This is a genomic window from Pedobacter agri, assembly GCF_032678665.1.
GTDB lineage: Bacteria > Bacteroidota > Bacteroidia > Sphingobacteriales > Sphingobacteriaceae > Pedobacter > Pedobacter agri_A.
In genome coordinates this window covers 585,292-602,364 of sequence record NZ_JAVTSH010000002.1, presented here as the reverse complement: position 1 = coordinate 602,364, position 17,073 = coordinate 585,292, and the positions used below count along the sequence as shown (strand labels likewise).

Sequence of the window (17,073 nt, the reverse complement as noted above, 5' to 3'; positions counted from 1 at the left end):
ATATTAATTTGTTTGGGTAAATTAATTGAAAGCCTTAATCATAAATACATAATCTTGTATTTTTTCAATCTGTTTTGTGCGTTTTAAACCAGATAAGCCACTTTTTTTATTGGCTGAAAGTTTGTTCCTGCCTAAAGAGTCCTGCGGTATCGCTCTCATTGCTTCTAAAATATATTTAGATTTAACCGCAAATGCAGCACCTTCAGTCTGATCTGGTTTTCCGCTGATGATACCAACCAGGTTACCATCATTATCAAGAACAGGTCCGCCACTATTACCAGGGTTAACTGCAATAGCTACCTGATATTGGGTGGTATCGCCCACAAAACCATTTTTAGAACTCACGTAACCTTCGCCCAATACTGCATCATCTTTCGGATAACCTAAAGTGTATACCATTTCGCCAATACTACTCGTATTACGTTTGATGGTATAAGGTATAGAAGATAAATTAGCAAAATTTTTATCGCTGATTTTTAAAATTGCGATATCGTTTTGCGGATCGGTATAAGTGGCTTTAACTTTGAACGATTCCCCTTTGCTATTCTGAACATAAAGAGAATCGGCACCGTTGATAATATGATAGTTGGTTAAAATATATCCGTTTGTGGAAATTGCGAAACCGGTACCACCAATACTATTTTGCACAACAGGTTTTCCTGCAGGAGTTACTGAATTATTAATTTTTCTGATTAGACTATTCTGAGTTTTAATTGCCTTGTTAACCTGATTGCTCAATAAAACCAATTGTTCTTTCTGTTTGCTATTGTGTTGGATAGAGTAAACAGAAACCAGCGATAACACCAAAAATGAAGCGGCTACTGCGATGGCAGATTTGTGCTTACGCCATAATTGCACCACTTTAGATGGATGAGGCCTCAATGCAGAAGCTAACGTTTCAACATCAATTTCAGCATGAATACTATTTAACTGATCTTTCAAACGCGATTGCGCTGCAAACATTTCCATAGATTCTAAAAAGAATTTATGCGAAACTACTTTATGATCTACAGACGCATCATTACGGCGCAAAGTTTCAAAAGCTTCAGTTTCCTGTGGATTAAGTTTACCTAAAAGATAATCTTCAATAATTGCATCTAACTCCAAATCGTTTCTCATTTCAATTATTATGGTTGAAAAAATATTTTCTTTAACCGCTGCAGGCACTTGTATTTTTGTGTTTTTGCATTATCGGTATTGGTATAACCAAACTTTTCGCAAATATCCTGCATGGACAAATTGTGGATATAAAAATCCTGAATAATGGTTTTACAGGGCTCGCCCAGATGATCTAAAGCAGATTGCATCTTAACGAATTGTAAATCCTTCTGCTCATGTTCCTCAACATCCTCTTCCACAATAAGCACATCTTCGTAATCCGTAATGTTACCGGCTTTCTTACTATTCTGACTTAATTTCTTAAGCCAAATTCGCCGACAAACTGAATAAATATACGTTTTGAGCTTACTACTTAGTTCAAAATTCCCCTCTTTAATCTTGTTATATAAAACTATTATCGCTTCCTGGTAAACATCTTTTGCATCATCTTCATCTCCATTGTTATTTAGGATGAACTGCAAAACCATTGCATAATATGCCTTGTATAACTTGTTAAGCGTATCTTCTGAGTTATTTAGTATACCTAAAATAACTTCTCTATCTGTTGGAACTGAACTCTTTAAACTGTTATTCACTCGTTAATACGTTTTTCTAAAAATAGTAACCCAATATTAGATAAAAAATTATTTATAGCCGCTATGAATGTTTAATACAATCTCAATCAAATCGGTAACCCAAAAAGCACTAAAAAAAAATATTTTTATTTTTTCGAAAATAGTCGGGTTACCTTTTTACCTTTGCGGCATTAACAAGAAAATTAATTACTTAAAAAAATTCAAAAATGAAAAATGCATTCAAATTAGGCTTTTTAGCTTTAGCTTTATCTTTATCAGTTGTTGCTTGTAACTCAGAAAAAAAAGCTGAAGGTACAGATACTTTAGGTGCTGATACTACTATCACTGCTGATACTACTGTTAAAGCTGATACTACTGTTGCTGATACAGTTGTTAAAACTGATACTACTGTTGTTAAACACTAGTCAATAGCTTAATTAAAATATAAAAAAGCTTCATTCCAGCAGGATTGAGGCTTTTTTTATTTTTTTTTATTTTTTCGGGTTACCTTTTCAGGTTTCCTGTATTAAGGGTAAATTAATTAATCACTAAAACGAAATTTCAAAATGAAAAATGCATTCAAATTAGGCTTCTTAGCTATCGCTTTATCTTTATCAGTTGTTGCTTGTAACTCAGAAAAAAAAGCTGAAGGTGCAGATACTTTAGGTGCTGATACTACAATCACTGCTGATACTACTGTTAAAGCTGATACTACTGTTGCTGATACAGTTGTTAAAACTGATACTACTGTTGTTAAACACTAGTTTCTAGTTTAATAGAAATATATAAAAAGCCTTGATTTTAATAAAATTGAGGCTTTTTTATTTTTAAATAATTTATTGGGTTACCTTTTCAATTTTTCAGTATAAAGGTTAAATTAATTAAACACCTAAAACAAAATTAAAATGAAAAATGCATTCAAATTAGGCTTTTTAGCTATCGCTTTATCTTTATCAGTTGCTGCTTGTAACTCAGAGAAAAAAGGCGAAAGTACTGATACTTTAGGCGCTGATACTACAATCACTGCTGATACAACTGTTAAAACTGATACTACTGTTGCTGATACAGTTGTTAAAACTGACACTACTGTTGTAAAAAACTAATTAGATTTAGAACAATATTTAAAGGCTTCAGAAATTCTGGAGCCTTTTTTTGTTATTTTGCTTTATAAGTTTTCGATCTCCCCTACTGCTTTAAAATTTATCTGATTTAAAACGTCTAAATCAATCATTTGTAGTAAATTTGCGGCAAAATTATAATCCGCATAATGAATTTAACATCGCTACAAGCAATCTCACCTGTTGATGGTCGTTACAGAAAGACCACAGAAAATTTAGCCAACTACTTTTCTGAGGAAGCTTTAATAAAATACCGTGTTTTTGTAGAAATTGAATATTTCATTTCTTTATGCGAAATTAATTTACCGGGTTTAGAAAAATTTGATAAAAATCTTTTCCCAAAACTCCGTCAGATACATGAAAATTTTTCGGAAGCAGATGCGTTAGAAATCAAAGAAACTGAAAAAGTAACCAATCACGACGTTAAAGCGGTTGAATACTTCATCAAATCTAAATTCGATGCGCTCTCCCTACAGGATTATAAAGAGTTTATCCATTTCGGTTTAACCTCTCAAGACATCAATAATACTGCTATTCCCTATTCCATTAAATTGGCGCTAAACGAAAGTTATTATCCAGCCATTGCTTCCTTAATTGAAAAAATAAATGGATTAGCTACTGAATGGAAAGATATTCCAATGTTGGCACATACGCATGGCCAACCTGCATCGCCAACTAAGTTAGGCAAAGAGTTTTTGGTTTTCGCAGAGCGGTTAGCGATACAAGTTGAAGCCTTGAAAGCTATACCAAACAGTGCCAAATTTGGCGGAGCAACCGGAAACTTCAACGCCCATCACATTGCTTATCCGCAAGTGAATTGGGTAGATTTTTCGAACAAACTCGTAAATGAAACTTTAGGATTAAGCAGGGCTCAACATACTACGCAAATTGAACATTATGATCAGTTCGCAGCACAATGTGATGCTTTGAAACGCATCAACAACATTATTATTGATTTAGATCGAGACATCTGGACCTACATATCTAAAAATTATTTCAAACAGAAAATCAAAGCTGGAGAAATTGGCTCATCGGCTATGCCACATAAGGTTAACCCAATTGATTTTGAAAATGCGGAAGGAAATGCCGGAATAGCGAACGCATTATTTGAATTTTTTGCAGCTAAACTTCCAATTTCAAGACTACAAAGAGACTTGACTGATTCTACGGTGCTGAGAAATATTGGTGTTCCATTTGGCCATACGCTTATTGCAATCAACTCCACTTTAAGGGGATTGAATAAAATCTTATTAAACGAAGCCGCTTTACATGCTGATTTAGATGATAACTGGGCGGTAGTTGCAGAGGCTATTCAAACTGTTTTACGTAGAGAAAACTTTCCAAATCCTTACGAGGCATTAAAAGAGTTAACCAGAACAAATTCAAAAATTAATGCAGTCAGTATTGCAGATTTTATCGAAGGTTTAGCAGTTTCAGAAGATGTTAAAGTTCAATTAAGAACCATCACACCTTTTAATTATACCGGCGTTTTTTAGGCGAATTAAATTGACGCTAAACAGACAGCAGGCAAAAGTTTTATTGGCGACTAATTGTTAATTTTGTTTATTCTAATTGATTAAGACATGACCATTAACGTATATACAGAACAAACTCCAAATCCAGCTACCATGAAATTCATGGTGAATAAGCTATTAATAAACGGAAGTGAAGATTTTGCAACAAAAGAAAGTGCGGAGCACTCTCCGTTCGCGAAGGAGTTATTTAAGTTCAACTTTGTTTCTGGTGTATTTTTCGCCAGCAACTTTGTAACCATTACTAAAACAGATGATGCAGACTGGGCAGATATCGAAGCTATTTTAAAGGAATTTGTTAAAGGTGCGGTGGAATCGGAACTAAAGATTAAAGAAGCGACTGCAGAAGAAGCTCCTGCATTTGAAGGTTCTGAAACTGAGATTAAAATCCAGCAAATTTTGCATGACTACGTTCGTCCTGCAGTAGAGCAAGATGGTGGTGCCATCACCTATAAATCTTTTGATGAAGGTGTGGTTACTGTTGAGTTACGTGGTTCTTGCAGTGGCTGTCCATCTTCTACAATTACCCTTAAATCAGGTATTCAAAACCTTTTACAAAGAATGGTTCCTGAAGTAACTGACGTTGTTTCGGAAGCACTATAATTGAGCATTTTTCATAGTTTATCAAAAAGAATGGCCCGCTGATTTAGCGGGCCATTCTTTTTTAATTCATTTTTTCTTGGTAATGTTCACCGTTGATCTTGTAGGAAAAAGCTAATTGTAGGAAGTTCTAATCTTCTTATCAAAAATATTTTTTAATTGCTTGAAGCATTTCATTTGTCAGTTTTCCATTGGTGGCGAGAATTTCCCGTTTGCTGAAGTATTCATCTCCACCAGAAAAATCAAAAACTTCTCCTCCGGCTTGTTGAACAATAAAACAACCCGCTGCGAAATCCCATTGCTGCAAATTATATTCAAAAAAAGCATCGAAGCGCCCACATGCTGTATAAACCAAATCAATGGCAGCAGCTCCGATACGACGAACACCATGACTCTTCTGCATCATTTCTTCCAATAGCTTTAAATATTGCGGTTGTTTATCGAACTGATAATATGGAAAACCCGTTGCCAATAAACTTGATTTCAAATCAGGATTAACCGAAACCCGTATTTCTTTTTTATTCAGAAAAGCTTTTCCACCCTTATAGGTGAAAAACATCTCGCCACGGTTAAGTTCATAAACAACCCCAATTACGGGCACGCCATCCTCATATAAGGCAACACTAATCCCGTAAGCCGGGATGCCATGAATAAAATTAGTTGTTCCATCCAGTGGATCAATGATCCATGTGAAATTTTTACCTTCTCTGCTGATCGTTTTTTCTTCGGTAATAAATCCAGCATCTGGGATAAGTTTTTCCAGGTTCTGGACAAGTTTCTGCTCTGCTGTTTTATCCACATACGAAACCATATCATTTAAACCCTTATACTCAATTTTACTGGCATCGAATTGCATTGATTCCTTACGGATAAAATTTCCGGTAAGTTTCACAATTGAGATTACCTTATTGCATAATAATTCGTAATTCATAGCTATTTAACAAAAACCTGGGGATGTTGTTGGAATTAATATGATTTTAGAGAGGATCTCAGGACGCTAAAGTATTCTTGTTTCTTAAGGCGTAGGCACTTAAGGCAATACCACCAATCACCAAAAAAGTTGAGATCATTTCAGCTTGTGTAAATGATAAGCCGAATACATGATATTTTGAATTTACGCGAATTAATTCAATACAGAAACGTTCGATGCCATTCAGGATCATGTAAATACCGAACATTAAACCTGGCGCCTTTATTTTATCGCGAATGCTCCATAAAAAAGCAAAAAACAGTAAACAAACAATTACTTCATAAATTGGCGTTGGGTAAACTCCCTGAGCAAGCTCATTACAAAATTTGCCTGTACAGTCGGGAATGGGAATGCCCTCGCCTACTACGTTATTTGGATATTTATAAGACCACAACCAATCTGGCAACCACGAAAATGGTTTTGGATTATTATTTACAATTCCCCAATCTCCATCGCCAGATAAATGACAGCCAATACGGCCCACTGCATAAGCCAACATCATTCCTGGTCCTCCAACATCAAGCATATGCAAAGGCTTAATTCCGTTTCTTTTGGCAATGATCAGCACTGCTGCACCACCACAAATTAAACCACCGTAAAATGTTAAGCCACTAAAAGATAGCAGTCGCTCTATCGGGTTCTGAACAAAATCATCCCAATATTCTAAATTATCGAAGAATTTTGCGCCTAAAAAGCCCCAAATTGCTGCCCAAACAATCAAATTACTCATGATCTGGTACGGATGTACAGTAACTTGGGTTTCTTTTGGCTTATCTAATTTATTTTTATCTTTTTCCTTATAATCCCAATAAGCAAACAAACCTGCAAAAAATAATCCACCTAACAAATTTCCTTTGGTTGACATTAAAATCGACTGTGCGTCGCTAACGAAAAGAGCATAATTTAGCATTGCATAAACCAATTTATAACCAATAATGAAGCCGAAAAGGGCATTCATGATGATCTCAGAAGTGGTGGCCGGTTTGCCGATAACGATAGTCTTCTTTATCGGATGAAGGACACCTAACGCTTCTTTACGTTTAAGTTCTTTTGTAAATGCCCAATAACCAGCAACAAATGCTATGGCTACAAACACGCCAAAAGTATTAAAGGGTAGCGGCAAATTAATGCCAAATAAATATTCTAAAAAATGCGAAACCGTAGGAAACATAAAAATTATTTGTTGCGAAGATAGGAAACAAAGGTTAAAGCTGAAAGCATTAAGATGATTGCCGGAAGACCGTAGATTAAAGGTTGAAGCAGAAAGGATACAAGCTTAAAATATGAAATTGCAGCTATGCGCTCAAGGCAAAATTATCAACAGCAAACCCGATAAGTTTAGCTTCCAAGCGAAGGCTAAATGGATTAGTGATGTGCGTAGGCAGTTTCCAATTCGGCAACTTCCACTTCACCATCGGCAGTCATTTCCATAAGCTTAACAGCTTTAAGTTCATTCACCATAATTGGATCATACTTAGCTCGTACCTTTACATAGTTTTTGGTAAAACCATGCATGTATCCCATTTTCTGATCAGCTTCAAAAAGTACTTCGGCATTGCTGCCAATTTGCGACTCATAGAATGCCCTTCTTTTCTTATCAGATAAAATATGTAGCATCTTGCTTCGTTCATTGCGTTGGCTACCAGGCACTACACCTTTCATTTCTGCAGCTACTGTTAATTCACGCTCAGAGTAAGTAAAAACATGCAGATAAGAAATATCCAGTTGATTTAAAAACTGATAGGTATCAAGAAAGTCCTCTTTCGTTTCGCCAGGAAAACCAACAATAACATCAACACCAATACAACAGTGTGGCATCACTTCTTTAATTTTAGCCACACGCTCAACATATAAATCTGTACGATATCTACGGCGCATCAAGCCTAAAATTTTATCAGAACCTGATTGTAAAGGAATATGGAAATGAGGAACAAAACGTTTCGAGGTAGATACAAACTCGATAATTTCATTGCTTAACAGGTTTGGCTCGATGGATGAAATTCGGATGCGTTCGATTCCTTCAACCTCGTCTAACGCTTTTACCAAATCGAAAAACTTATCTTCACGTTCCCCATTACGGATCCCGAAATCGCCAAGGTTTACACCGGTAAGCACAATTTCTTTAACACCGCTTTCCGCAATCATTTTAGCACGATTAACCACATTTTCAATGGTATCGCTACGGCTTGCACCACGAGCTAGAGGGATAGTACAATAAGTACAAGGGTAATCACAACCATCCTGAACTTTCAAAAAAGTACGTGTTCTATCTCCGATAGAGTAAGATGCAATAAAGTTATGATTTACTTTTTCAATGTTTTGCTGGTGAACAACAGCTTTCGGATTTTTAGTTAAATCGGTAATATATTCTACAATTCTAAATTTTTCCGCAGCACCTAAAACCATATCTACGCCTTCAATTTCGGCGATTTCCTGAGGTTTAAGTTGAGCGTAGCAACCAACAATGGTTACAAATGCATTTGGAGAATATTTAAGCGCTTCCTTAACTACCTTTCTGCATTTTTTATCAGCATGATCGGTAACTGAACAAGTATTAATCACATACACATCAGCCTGATCCTGAAATTCTACTACAGCATAACCTGCATCAGTAAATAATCTACCAATTGTGGAAGTTTCAGAAAAGTTTAACTTACAACCTAATGTATAAAATGCGACCTTTTTCATTGAGCCTGCAAAGATAGCAAAATTAGTTTTCAGTTAGCAGCTTTCGAGTTTTAGTCAGTTTGTAATTTGTAAATTTTCAGAATTTGAAGCCATTGCAAATAAAATCGTAATCAATAATAGATTATTTTTCATTCCAACGATAACTATCTTGTTCAAAGCCTGCCAAATCTAAAACCCGGCTAATCACAGTTCCAGCTACCTCTTCAATTGATTTTGGCAGACTATAAAATGAGGGATTGGCAGGACAAATAATGCCACCGGCTTCTGTAACGGCCTTCATGTTATTGATGTGAATTAAGCTAAACGGCGTATCACGAACAACAGCGATCAGTTTTCTGCGTTCTTTTAAAACCACATCTGCTGCTCTCGAAATTAAATCGTTAGATATTCCATGAGCAATTCTACCTAATGTTCCCATCGAACACGGCACAATAATCATGGTATCGTATTTAGCAGAACCAGATGCAAACGGTGCATTAAAATCATTCTTATGATAAAAAGTGAATTTTTTATAGTCGTTATAATTTTGATTACCAAGCTCAAACTGCCAAACTTCTTTTGCATTATCGCTCATCACTACGCCAACTGCTTCAATCTGATCTTTCAGCTTTTCTAATTGATCAAATAATACTTTTGCATAGACCGAACCACTAGCACCAGTTACAGCAACAATAACTTTCTTTTTATTCATAGCACAAAAATAGCTTTTATAAGTAGCATTATTAAAAACAAAAAAGGGCCAGAACAAAGTTCTGACCCTACATCTACCTATGAAAAACATACCCCCGAAAGGGTAAGAACAAATATATATAATTTTTTAAAAAAAGATAATGTAGAAGTGTTAAATCCATCAAATCGACCTATTTTTTCAAAATATAATTACAAACAGTTGATTTACAAACACTTAACACCAATAAAAAAACATTTATTATAAGTTGAATGGTATTAGAACTTAGCTTTTACCTAAAAATTGAACTAAAATGCTGCAGTTAAGTAGGTATAAACACCCTATTATCTTAGATAAATTCAATCTTTAAGGTAGAATTAATCTTACTTATAAACTTAATTTTGATTATTTACCGAGAGTTTTGACCGGATGCGGCATAGTGTTTCCAGACGCATGCATAGAAAAGAAGCTACATATTTAAGTGGAATACGATTAATAATATCAGGATAGGAATACAGGAAACGAAGATATCTGCTTTCTGCAGTCTGAAGCCTGGAGATATAAGCTCGTTCACAGGCGTGGAGGTAATGGATTTGAGTCATTTTTCGCCCAACATAGTTGGCAATATCGAAATTGTTGTATAAATGTCTTGACATTGCATGCGGAACTGCAATGGCAACAACATCTTCCAATGCCTGAACATAATCTTCAGTCGGCTGATCTTCCTCCCATAAGTTCCTGATATTTCCAATCAATTCGTGCTCCTTAGCTATCCATGTAGTAATCTCCGCATGCTCATCTTTCATGTAACCTCTGGCTACACCTTTCAATAAAAGGAATATGAACTTATTACGATGCAAAGGAGATGAAATGAATTTATTTTTCTTGAAAGCAACCGGAAACGTTTCCTTATTGATAATATTTTCGATCTCCGGGGAAAGGTCGTGAAAACTACGAAAAACAGATATAAGCGGAGAAAAACCTCCGTACTCAGACCATTTATCTTCTGGAAAAATTCTTTCGGGATTCATTTAATTTAATTTAGGGAACTGCAAGTAATTGATTGAGCCGTTAAATTAAATGATAATTGAATACTTTTTTAACAATAACCGTGAAGATAATGTTTTAATTTTTAGAACGAACAGTTTTAGTAAATTACTTCCTTTAGGAATGTCCGAAAAATTAATTTCTTGATTACCTTAAAATAAAATTAATCAAGTGGAGAAATGTTTGTAGCTACTAAACCGTTACTGCTTAATTCAATTTCAAATGAAACCCTGCTATCAAGGTCAATTGTTTCTGATAAACCCTCTAGCGTGAAACCAATGTCTTGACAATTTTCGTCGAGGATAACACCGCAATTATTTTCGATATCGATGCAGGATACAACTCCTACCCTATTTTGACCCATTTGGAATAAACAAATAAAACTTTGCAATTATACCAATATAAGTATAATTAAACATACAAAATTTAAATTTATTGAACAACTTTAAGCTCTAAAATAAATAATTTTTGTACCTTCTGGTTAACATAGTATCTTTTTTAAATAATTTTAACATGTTAGCACTGATAAAGTTACTAAATAAAATTACCGCTATTATGATATAAAATTTTTCAGAATTTATTATATTAGCATATACCTATTTAAAAGCGACGGCTTTTATCATCAATTGTTATAATAAACCCTCAAAATAAATTATTATGAACAATACATTTCACCAAATCGACGAAAAACCTGAGATCATAGAAGTTTCAGAGGAAAAAGATTGCAGATATTGGACAACCAGACTTGGAGTTACCACGGAAGTACTAAAATCTGCTATCAGAGCTACAAGATGCGTGACATTAAAAGATATAGCACGTTATTTTGACCAACATAACATTAAACACTTGTCTACCCATAGGTGATTATTTTTTCCTGCCATAAATTTCAGTTTGTGCCTTAAACCAAATTTTAATTGGCATCAGCTGTGTTGTGTCTAATCGCCATACCCAGTTTCCTTGCGCCTGGCCGGGTATATTCATTCGGGAATTCCCATCTAAGCCCAGCAAATCCTGAATTGGAAGAATAGCGGTTTTTGCTGAGGAGGAAAAGGTTAGGCGAATGATTTCGTGATGAAACTGGTTTTCGAGAAACGGATGAGCTAAGTATGCCTGTACCCTTTGCATGGTTTGCTCATCTATTTCATCTTTAAACAAACCTATCGAGGTGTTGTTATCATGCGTTCCAGAGTAGGCAATGCAATTGTTGGTTTCAAAATTATGAGGAATGTGCGGCGATATCACCATATCTGCGCCAAAAGCAAACTGCAACACTTTCATTCCAGGTAACATAAACTCATCTCTCAATTTTTCAACGTCGTCAGTTATCTCTCCCAAATCTTCAGCGATGAATGGCATATCAGGGAAATTGCCTTTAATAACTTTAAAAAAGCTGCTACCTGGTCCAATTTGCCAAGATCCGTTAATGGCATCACTATCTGCAGCTGGAACCTCCCAGAAAGACGAAAATGCCCGAAAATGATCTAAACGCAAAAGATCATACATTTCCATATTTTTCTTCAGCCGCCCAATCCACCATTCATAATTGCTATGTTTTAATATTTCCCAATTAAAAACCGGCATACCCCAAAGCTGGCCTTTTTCATTAAAATAATCTGGCGGAACACCTGCAACATGAGTTGGCTTCAGTTGATCATCCAATTTAAAAAGCTCGGGCCGCGACCAAACCTCTACAGAATCATAGTCCAGGTAAAAAGGCAAGTCACCAATAATACTTATATCATTTAGGTTAGCGTAATCCTTTAAATTATGCCACTGTTTAAAAAATACAAACTGTTGCCATTTAACCTCATTAATCTCATCATCAAATTTATTTCCGAAAGCTGAGATTGTTTTCGCATCGCGGAATTTAAAATCGTATGGCCAGTTATACCATTCCAGTTGCTGATGATGGTTTTTAATTGCCGTATACAAAGCAAAATCATCAAGCCATTCCTCTTCGGTTTCGCAAAATTGTCTGAAAGCGTCGACCAATTTTTTTGGTAAAAGTTTTTTAAAAGTTTGATAAGCCTGATGTAGGAATTTAGTTTTTGAACGCTCTACCGTTGTGAAACGAACTGTATTACTAAATGGAATTTCGGCGGTCTTCAAATCGGACTTTGCTAATAGGCCTTCGTCAGCTAGTTGTTGTAAATCAATCAATAAGATATTTCCCGCTTTTGAAGAATTACTCGAATACGGACTATGTCCATTACCCTTTTTTGTAGGATTAAGCGGTAAAAGTTGCCAGTATTTTTGATCAGTTTCACTCAAAAAATCAACAAATTCTCGTGCTTCCTTGCCAAAATCACCAATTCCATATGCAGAGGGTAATGAAGTAATGTGCATCAGAATTCCAGCACTTCTTTTGTTTTTTTTCTCTTTCAGTTCTATGATTCCGAGGTGAACATCCGTAAAGATTTGATTAATCAAAACTCCTTCATTCAGTACATCTTTTACACCATCCTTATCATCAAGGAGATTTTTCCAGGAGCTAGGCCAATCGCCCGGTAAAATAACCTGTGTGTTTAGCCAATCAAAATCCTCAATATTCTCTTTCGATGTAATTGATGCTAAACCTACAGGTACCACTACGACAATATATTTGTTGCGATACCTTCGAGCAAAGGCATAAATGTTCGATTGATAATCTCCAACTACCTTCAGCGGGATATATTCACCTGATGCAAAAACATCCTCGTTTTCTTTCCTTAATTTGAGTAGTTTTTTAGTGAGCCACAGTTTTATTCCGCCAGAATATCTTTCTTTCCATAGCTGATTTATGGCAGCGTCTGCTTTCAGAAAATTATTCCGACGTTTATAATCAACAGGTCTTCTATTATCTGGATCTACCAGGCTAAAATCCCATAATTCGGAGCCTTGGTACAAATCCGGAATACCCGGACAAGTGAATTTCAGTAGCAGCTGCGACAAGCTGTTTAGAATACCAAAATCGACAATATCAGCTAAAATGTGCGTTATTATTTGATAAGTATCTTCTTTTTCATTGATCAGCTGGCTCGCGAATTTTTTAACCAACTGCTCATATTCTTCGTTTGGCTCTGCCCAGTCTGATCTTTTCTTCGCCTCTCTAAGCGCCTTCTCAATATACAATTCCAGTCGGTTATGAAGATCATCATCGGGTTCTCCCGGCATTGGCATCGCACCTAAAATAGTCTGTAAAATTAAATAGGCATCATTATTATGAACGGACGTGAAAATATGATGAAGTTGTTTTGATTGTTTAATAGCCTTGATAAAATCATCAACCGCTGTTTTCCATTTTTCCGGTAGATCAGTAAGCACATTGATCCTTGCCCTAAAATCTTCACCCCTTTTGGTATCATGTGTAGCACTACCATTAAGAGAAAGCGGCCAATTTTGCTGCCGATTGATCATTTTATCATGAAAATCGTTTACACTTAAACCAAAAGCATCTGGTGAATCACCAACTTCTGAGTGGCCAATAAAGCGATTATAAGTAAACATCACCGTATCTTCCACGCCTTTCGCCATGAGTGGCCCTGTAAACTGCATCAATCGCTGATAAAAACTACTTAATGCCTGATTTTGATCAATGCTTCCTTTTATTGGCCTCTCAATGAAAATGCGTAGCAATATGGAAGCGACCTCTTTTAAATTTTGCTTTTCGCCAACCTTTTTTATAATGGTGGTTAGATTTTTTGCATCAACTTCGGGCAGTGGAAAAGTGTAATTATAATATCGGTAAACCGGCATTTGGATCAACATTTCGGCGATGCCTTGTTTAAACTTTTCTTCGCCCACTAAATTTAATTCAGCAGCCGGAACAAGTTTTAGTGAGAGGGATAATTGAAATAAATTATTTAATTCGCCCTGCATGTGCTCAAAGAGAATCGAACTCTTTTTAACCTCTATTAATTCGCTGGGATCAAGAACCTTACCTGTAACATCATTGTAAATCTGGTTAAACTTTTCCCGATTGTCCTGATTGGTGAATAAATTGTTTACCATCGCCAGAAAATCATAGCCTGTGTTTCCCTGCGCAGGCCAGTCTCCAGGCATCTGCTCATTTTTCTCTAATATTTTTTCTACTACGATATATACATTTTCGCCAACAGCTTCCCTCAGGCGATGTAGATAACCTTTTGGATCATAGAGTCCGTCAATATGATCAATACGCAAGCCCTGAAAAATACCTTTATCAATTAAATCTAATATGTACTGATGATAAAGATTGAAATTGTCTTCCTCCTGTATAGCCAGGCAAATGAGACTATTCACCGTAAAAAATCTACGGTAGTTAATTGCCTGATCGGTTTCTTTCCAGTTGCAAAGGCGATAATATTGTTCGTTTGCAATTTCTTTAACGAATTGCTTTTCTTTAATTTCCTTTAGGCTTTTATCTTTTAATTTCTTATTGGATGAAGATTTTAACGGCCAGTTTGAATCACCGTAATTTAAGTAGTATTCATTATCAACAGCCACTATTTTTAATTCATTTTTTTCGATTACCTGATCAAGGTCATCACCTAAAAATGGAACCATTAATTTTGCATTATCCTGAATAGTGATGTCAAAAAACGAAGAATACTCAGATTGATCTCCTTTCTTCAACACATCCATCAGCCATTCATTCTTTGGCGAAAAGGCCATATGGTTTGGAACAATATCTTGCAACCAGCTTATGCCTGATGAAGTCAGTGCTTTGGATATTTCGAATAACTCCGCTTCTGTACCAATTTCAGGATTTATGCGATGTGGATTAATCGTATCGTATCCATGCATACTGCTTTCAACTGCTTCGAATATTGGCGATGCATAAATGGTATCTACGCCAAGATTTTTAAGATATGGAATTATCTGTTTGAATGATTTGAAATTGAAATCTTTATGAAACTGAATTCGGTAGGTTGAGGTCGGTTTAAACATTTGAGCTAGTAAAAATTAGGATCGATTCTGGAGAAATAGTGATATTATTTTCGGTAAAAACCAAGGGATGATTACCTGATCCACCCCATTCTATTGCGGCAGAGTTTAATTGAAGTTCGTAATCCAATCCATTTAGGATTGGTAGCACTTGTTGCTGAGGAGAAAAATTCATCACACAATGCACCTGTTGACTGCCTTCCCATCGTTTGAGTATCAGGCAATTTTGTTCTTTAAAAACATCAACTTTTAATTGATTTCGGTTGAGTGTTGCAAGTGCCGTTAATGACTTTCGAAGTTTAATCAATGCGGTATAAAACTTCAGTATTAGCTGGTGTTTTTTTTCATTTAAGCTATTCCAGTTCAGTTTGGAACGATTGAAAGTGGCTTCAGCTTGCGGATCAGGCGTATCTTCTTCATGGTGGAAAGCTTCAAATTCTTTCTTACGCCCTTCTCTCACAGCCTCTATCAATTTTTCATCACCATGTGAAATAAAAAACTGAAAGGGATTAATTTCGCCATATTCCTCTCCCATAAAAATTAAAGGAAGATAGGGACCACAGAAAACAGCTCCAGCCAGGAGTTTCAGCATTTCGAAACTAACCAGCTTACTCGTTCGTTCACCAAGCATTCTATTGCCTACCTGATCATGGTTTTGAGAAAATACGATGAATTGTTTTCCTGCATTGCCTTTTGCTTCAATTCCAAACTTCTTTTGTCGGTGGGCAGAATATTGTCCATCATATACATAAGCATCAGTAAAAGCTTTCGCCAAATGTTCGATACCATTAAAATCAGCATAGTAACCTGTTTTTGCCTGACCAGATGTTACCCTCAAAGCATGGTGAAACTCGTCAATCCATTGCGCATCCATAGCATAACCGCCCTGTTTAAAGGGGTTAATGAATTTATTGTCATTTAAATCGAGTTCAACAATCAGGTGATGCTTTAGTCCTGTAAATCCTGAAAGCTGATTAACATATTTTTTAATCTCATGTAAAATATGGGTGGCGCTGAAATCTTTGATCGCATGAACAGCGTCAAGTCGCAGCGCATCAATATGAAAATCGCGGAACCACATCAGTACGTTTTCTATAAAATACTGTCTCACCGGATCACAATCAGCATCGTCGAAATTGATGGCATTTCCCCACGGCGTGTGGTACTGATCGGTGAAATAAGGGCCAAAATCATGAAAGTAATTTCCTTCAGGCCCCATGTGATTATATACCACATCTAGGATAACCGCTAAACCTTTTTTATGACAAGCATTCACCAAATGTTGTAAAGCTATTGGTCCGCCATAGCTGTTTTGTACGGCAAACGGAAAAACGCCATCGTAACCCCAGTTTCTATTGCCTGGAAATTGCGCAACCGGCATTAATTCTATAGCAGTAATTCCTAAATCGAGCAAATAATCCAGCTTTTCTTCTATAGATTTAAAATCGCCAGATGGTGAAAATGTGCCGGTATGCAGTTCATAAATGATATAGTTTTCTATCGGGATTCCCTTCCAGCTTTCATCTGTCCAAGGGAATGTTTTCAAATTTATTGCGGTTGAATTTCCGTCAACACCTTTTTCCTGAAATGCAGCGGCTGGGTCGGCCCGATTAAAGGATTCATTTTGTGAAAGAATTTGACCACCTTCGGAAAATTTTGATATCTCAAAACTATACTCATCTCCTTCCGCAATCTCATTGGTACTCAAAAACCAGTAACCGAAATCCTGTTTCAGCATTGGTAATTTCAATTTCTTGTTTACAAGGAACATAGATACCATCGCAGCATAGGGTGCCCAAAGCCAAACTTCGGCCTTTCCCGCACTTGAAAAGTTCAATCCAATCTTTCGCTCCCGGATGTTTATCTCCATCTG

General features: G+C 36.1%; 15 protein-coding genes. 6 read left to right on the top strand and 9 right to left on the bottom strand.

What is annotated here, in order from left to right; translation table 11 throughout:
• Positions 1–21: 21 nt before the first annotated feature.
• The gene (locus tag R2Q70_RS06215; protein ID WP_316806769.1) at positions 22–1,119 is read right to left on the bottom strand and encodes a S1C family serine protease; all 1,098 of its coding nucleotides are present in this window, start codon (positions 1,117–1,119) and stop codon (positions 22–24) included.
• Positions 1,120–1,127: 8 nt separating this feature from the next.
• Positions 1,128–1,694, bottom strand: coding sequence for a sigma-70 family RNA polymerase sigma factor (locus R2Q70_RS06210; RefSeq protein ID WP_316806768.1), 567 nt, complete (start codon positions 1,692–1,694; stop codon positions 1,128–1,130).
• Between the two features lie 206 nt (positions 1,695–1,900).
• Between R2Q70_RS06210 and R2Q70_RS06205 the strand changes: the two genes are divergently transcribed.
• The 5 genes from R2Q70_RS06205 (at position 1,901) to R2Q70_RS06185 (ending at position 4,926) form a co-directional block, all read left to right on the top strand.
• Positions 1,901–2,098, top strand: coding sequence for a hypothetical protein (locus R2Q70_RS06205; RefSeq protein ID WP_010601862.1), 198 nt, complete (start codon positions 1,901–1,903; stop codon positions 2,096–2,098).
• A gap of 141 nt (positions 2,099–2,239) precedes the next feature.
• Entirely contained in the window at positions 2,240–2,437 is a 198-nt protein-coding gene (locus R2Q70_RS06200; RefSeq protein WP_265799246.1) for a hypothetical protein, read from the top strand.
• A gap of 141 nt (positions 2,438–2,578) precedes the next feature.
• The gene (locus tag R2Q70_RS06195) at positions 2,579–2,776 is read left to right on the top strand and encodes a hypothetical protein (protein WP_316806767.1); all 198 of its coding nucleotides are present in this window, start codon (positions 2,579–2,581) and stop codon (positions 2,774–2,776) included.
• A gap of 164 nt (positions 2,777–2,940) precedes the next feature.
• Positions 2,941–4,287: an adenylosuccinate lyase gene (purB, locus tag R2Q70_RS06190; protein WP_316806766.1), complete on the top strand. Its 1,347-nt coding sequence runs from the start codon at positions 2,941–2,943 to the stop codon at positions 4,285–4,287.
• Between the two features lie 87 nt (positions 4,288–4,374).
• The gene (locus R2Q70_RS06185) at positions 4,375–4,926 is read left to right on the top strand and encodes a NifU family protein (RefSeq protein WP_010601945.1); all 552 of its coding nucleotides are present in this window, start codon (positions 4,375–4,377) and stop codon (positions 4,924–4,926) included.
• A 139-nt stretch (positions 4,927–5,065) separates the two neighbouring features.
• On the opposite strand, the gene R2Q70_RS06180 is transcribed toward R2Q70_RS06185, so the two are convergent.
• The 5 genes from R2Q70_RS06180 to R2Q70_RS06160 form a co-directional block, all read right to left on the bottom strand.
• Entirely contained in the window at positions 5,066–5,854 is a 789-nt protein-coding gene (locus R2Q70_RS06180; protein WP_316806765.1) for an inositol monophosphatase family protein, read from the bottom strand.
• A gap of 58 nt (positions 5,855–5,912) precedes the next feature.
• Complete coding sequence (locus R2Q70_RS06175; protein WP_316806764.1) at positions 5,913–7,064, bottom strand: prolipoprotein diacylglyceryl transferase; 1,152 nt, start codon at positions 7,062–7,064, stop codon at positions 5,913–5,915.
• A 194-nt stretch (positions 7,065–7,258) separates the two neighbouring features.
• Positions 7,259–8,581: a tRNA (N(6)-L-threonylcarbamoyladenosine(37)-C(2))-methylthiotransferase MtaB gene (gene mtaB / locus R2Q70_RS06170; protein WP_316806763.1), complete on the bottom strand. Its 1,323-nt coding sequence runs from the start codon at positions 8,579–8,581 to the stop codon at positions 7,259–7,261.
• 121 nt (positions 8,582–8,702) lie between these two features.
• The gene (locus tag R2Q70_RS06165) at positions 8,703–9,272 is read right to left on the bottom strand and encodes a UbiX family flavin prenyltransferase (protein WP_316806762.1); all 570 of its coding nucleotides are present in this window, start codon (positions 9,270–9,272) and stop codon (positions 8,703–8,705) included.
• Between the two features lie 371 nt (positions 9,273–9,643).
• Positions 9,644–10,279: a Crp/Fnr family transcriptional regulator gene (locus R2Q70_RS06160; RefSeq protein ID WP_316806761.1), complete on the bottom strand. Its 636-nt coding sequence runs from the start codon at positions 10,277–10,279 to the stop codon at positions 9,644–9,646.
• Positions 10,280–10,952: 673 nt separating this feature from the next.
• On the opposite strand from R2Q70_RS06160, the gene R2Q70_RS21890 reads away from it, so the two are divergent.
• Positions 10,953–11,159 carry a DUF3606 domain-containing protein gene (locus R2Q70_RS21890; RefSeq protein ID WP_410478357.1) on the top strand — a complete coding sequence of 69 codons (207 nt, stop codon included), beginning with the start codon at positions 10,953–10,955 and terminating at the stop codon, positions 11,157–11,159.
• Here R2Q70_RS21890 and treY read toward each other — a convergent pair whose 3' ends face one another.
• Both treY and treZ read right to left on the bottom strand, forming a co-directional pair.
• Positions 11,160–15,203 carry a malto-oligosyltrehalose synthase gene (treY, locus tag R2Q70_RS06155; protein WP_316806760.1) on the bottom strand — a complete coding sequence of 1,348 codons (4,044 nt, stop codon included), beginning with the start codon at positions 15,201–15,203 and terminating at the stop codon, positions 11,160–11,162.
• Entirely contained in the window at positions 15,196–17,070 is a 1,875-nt protein-coding gene (gene treZ, locus R2Q70_RS06150; protein ID WP_316806759.1) for a malto-oligosyltrehalose trehalohydrolase, read from the bottom strand. Before treZ ends, treY begins: the two co-directional genes overlap by 8 nt.
• Between the last annotated feature and the right edge of the window lie 3 nt (positions 17,071–17,073).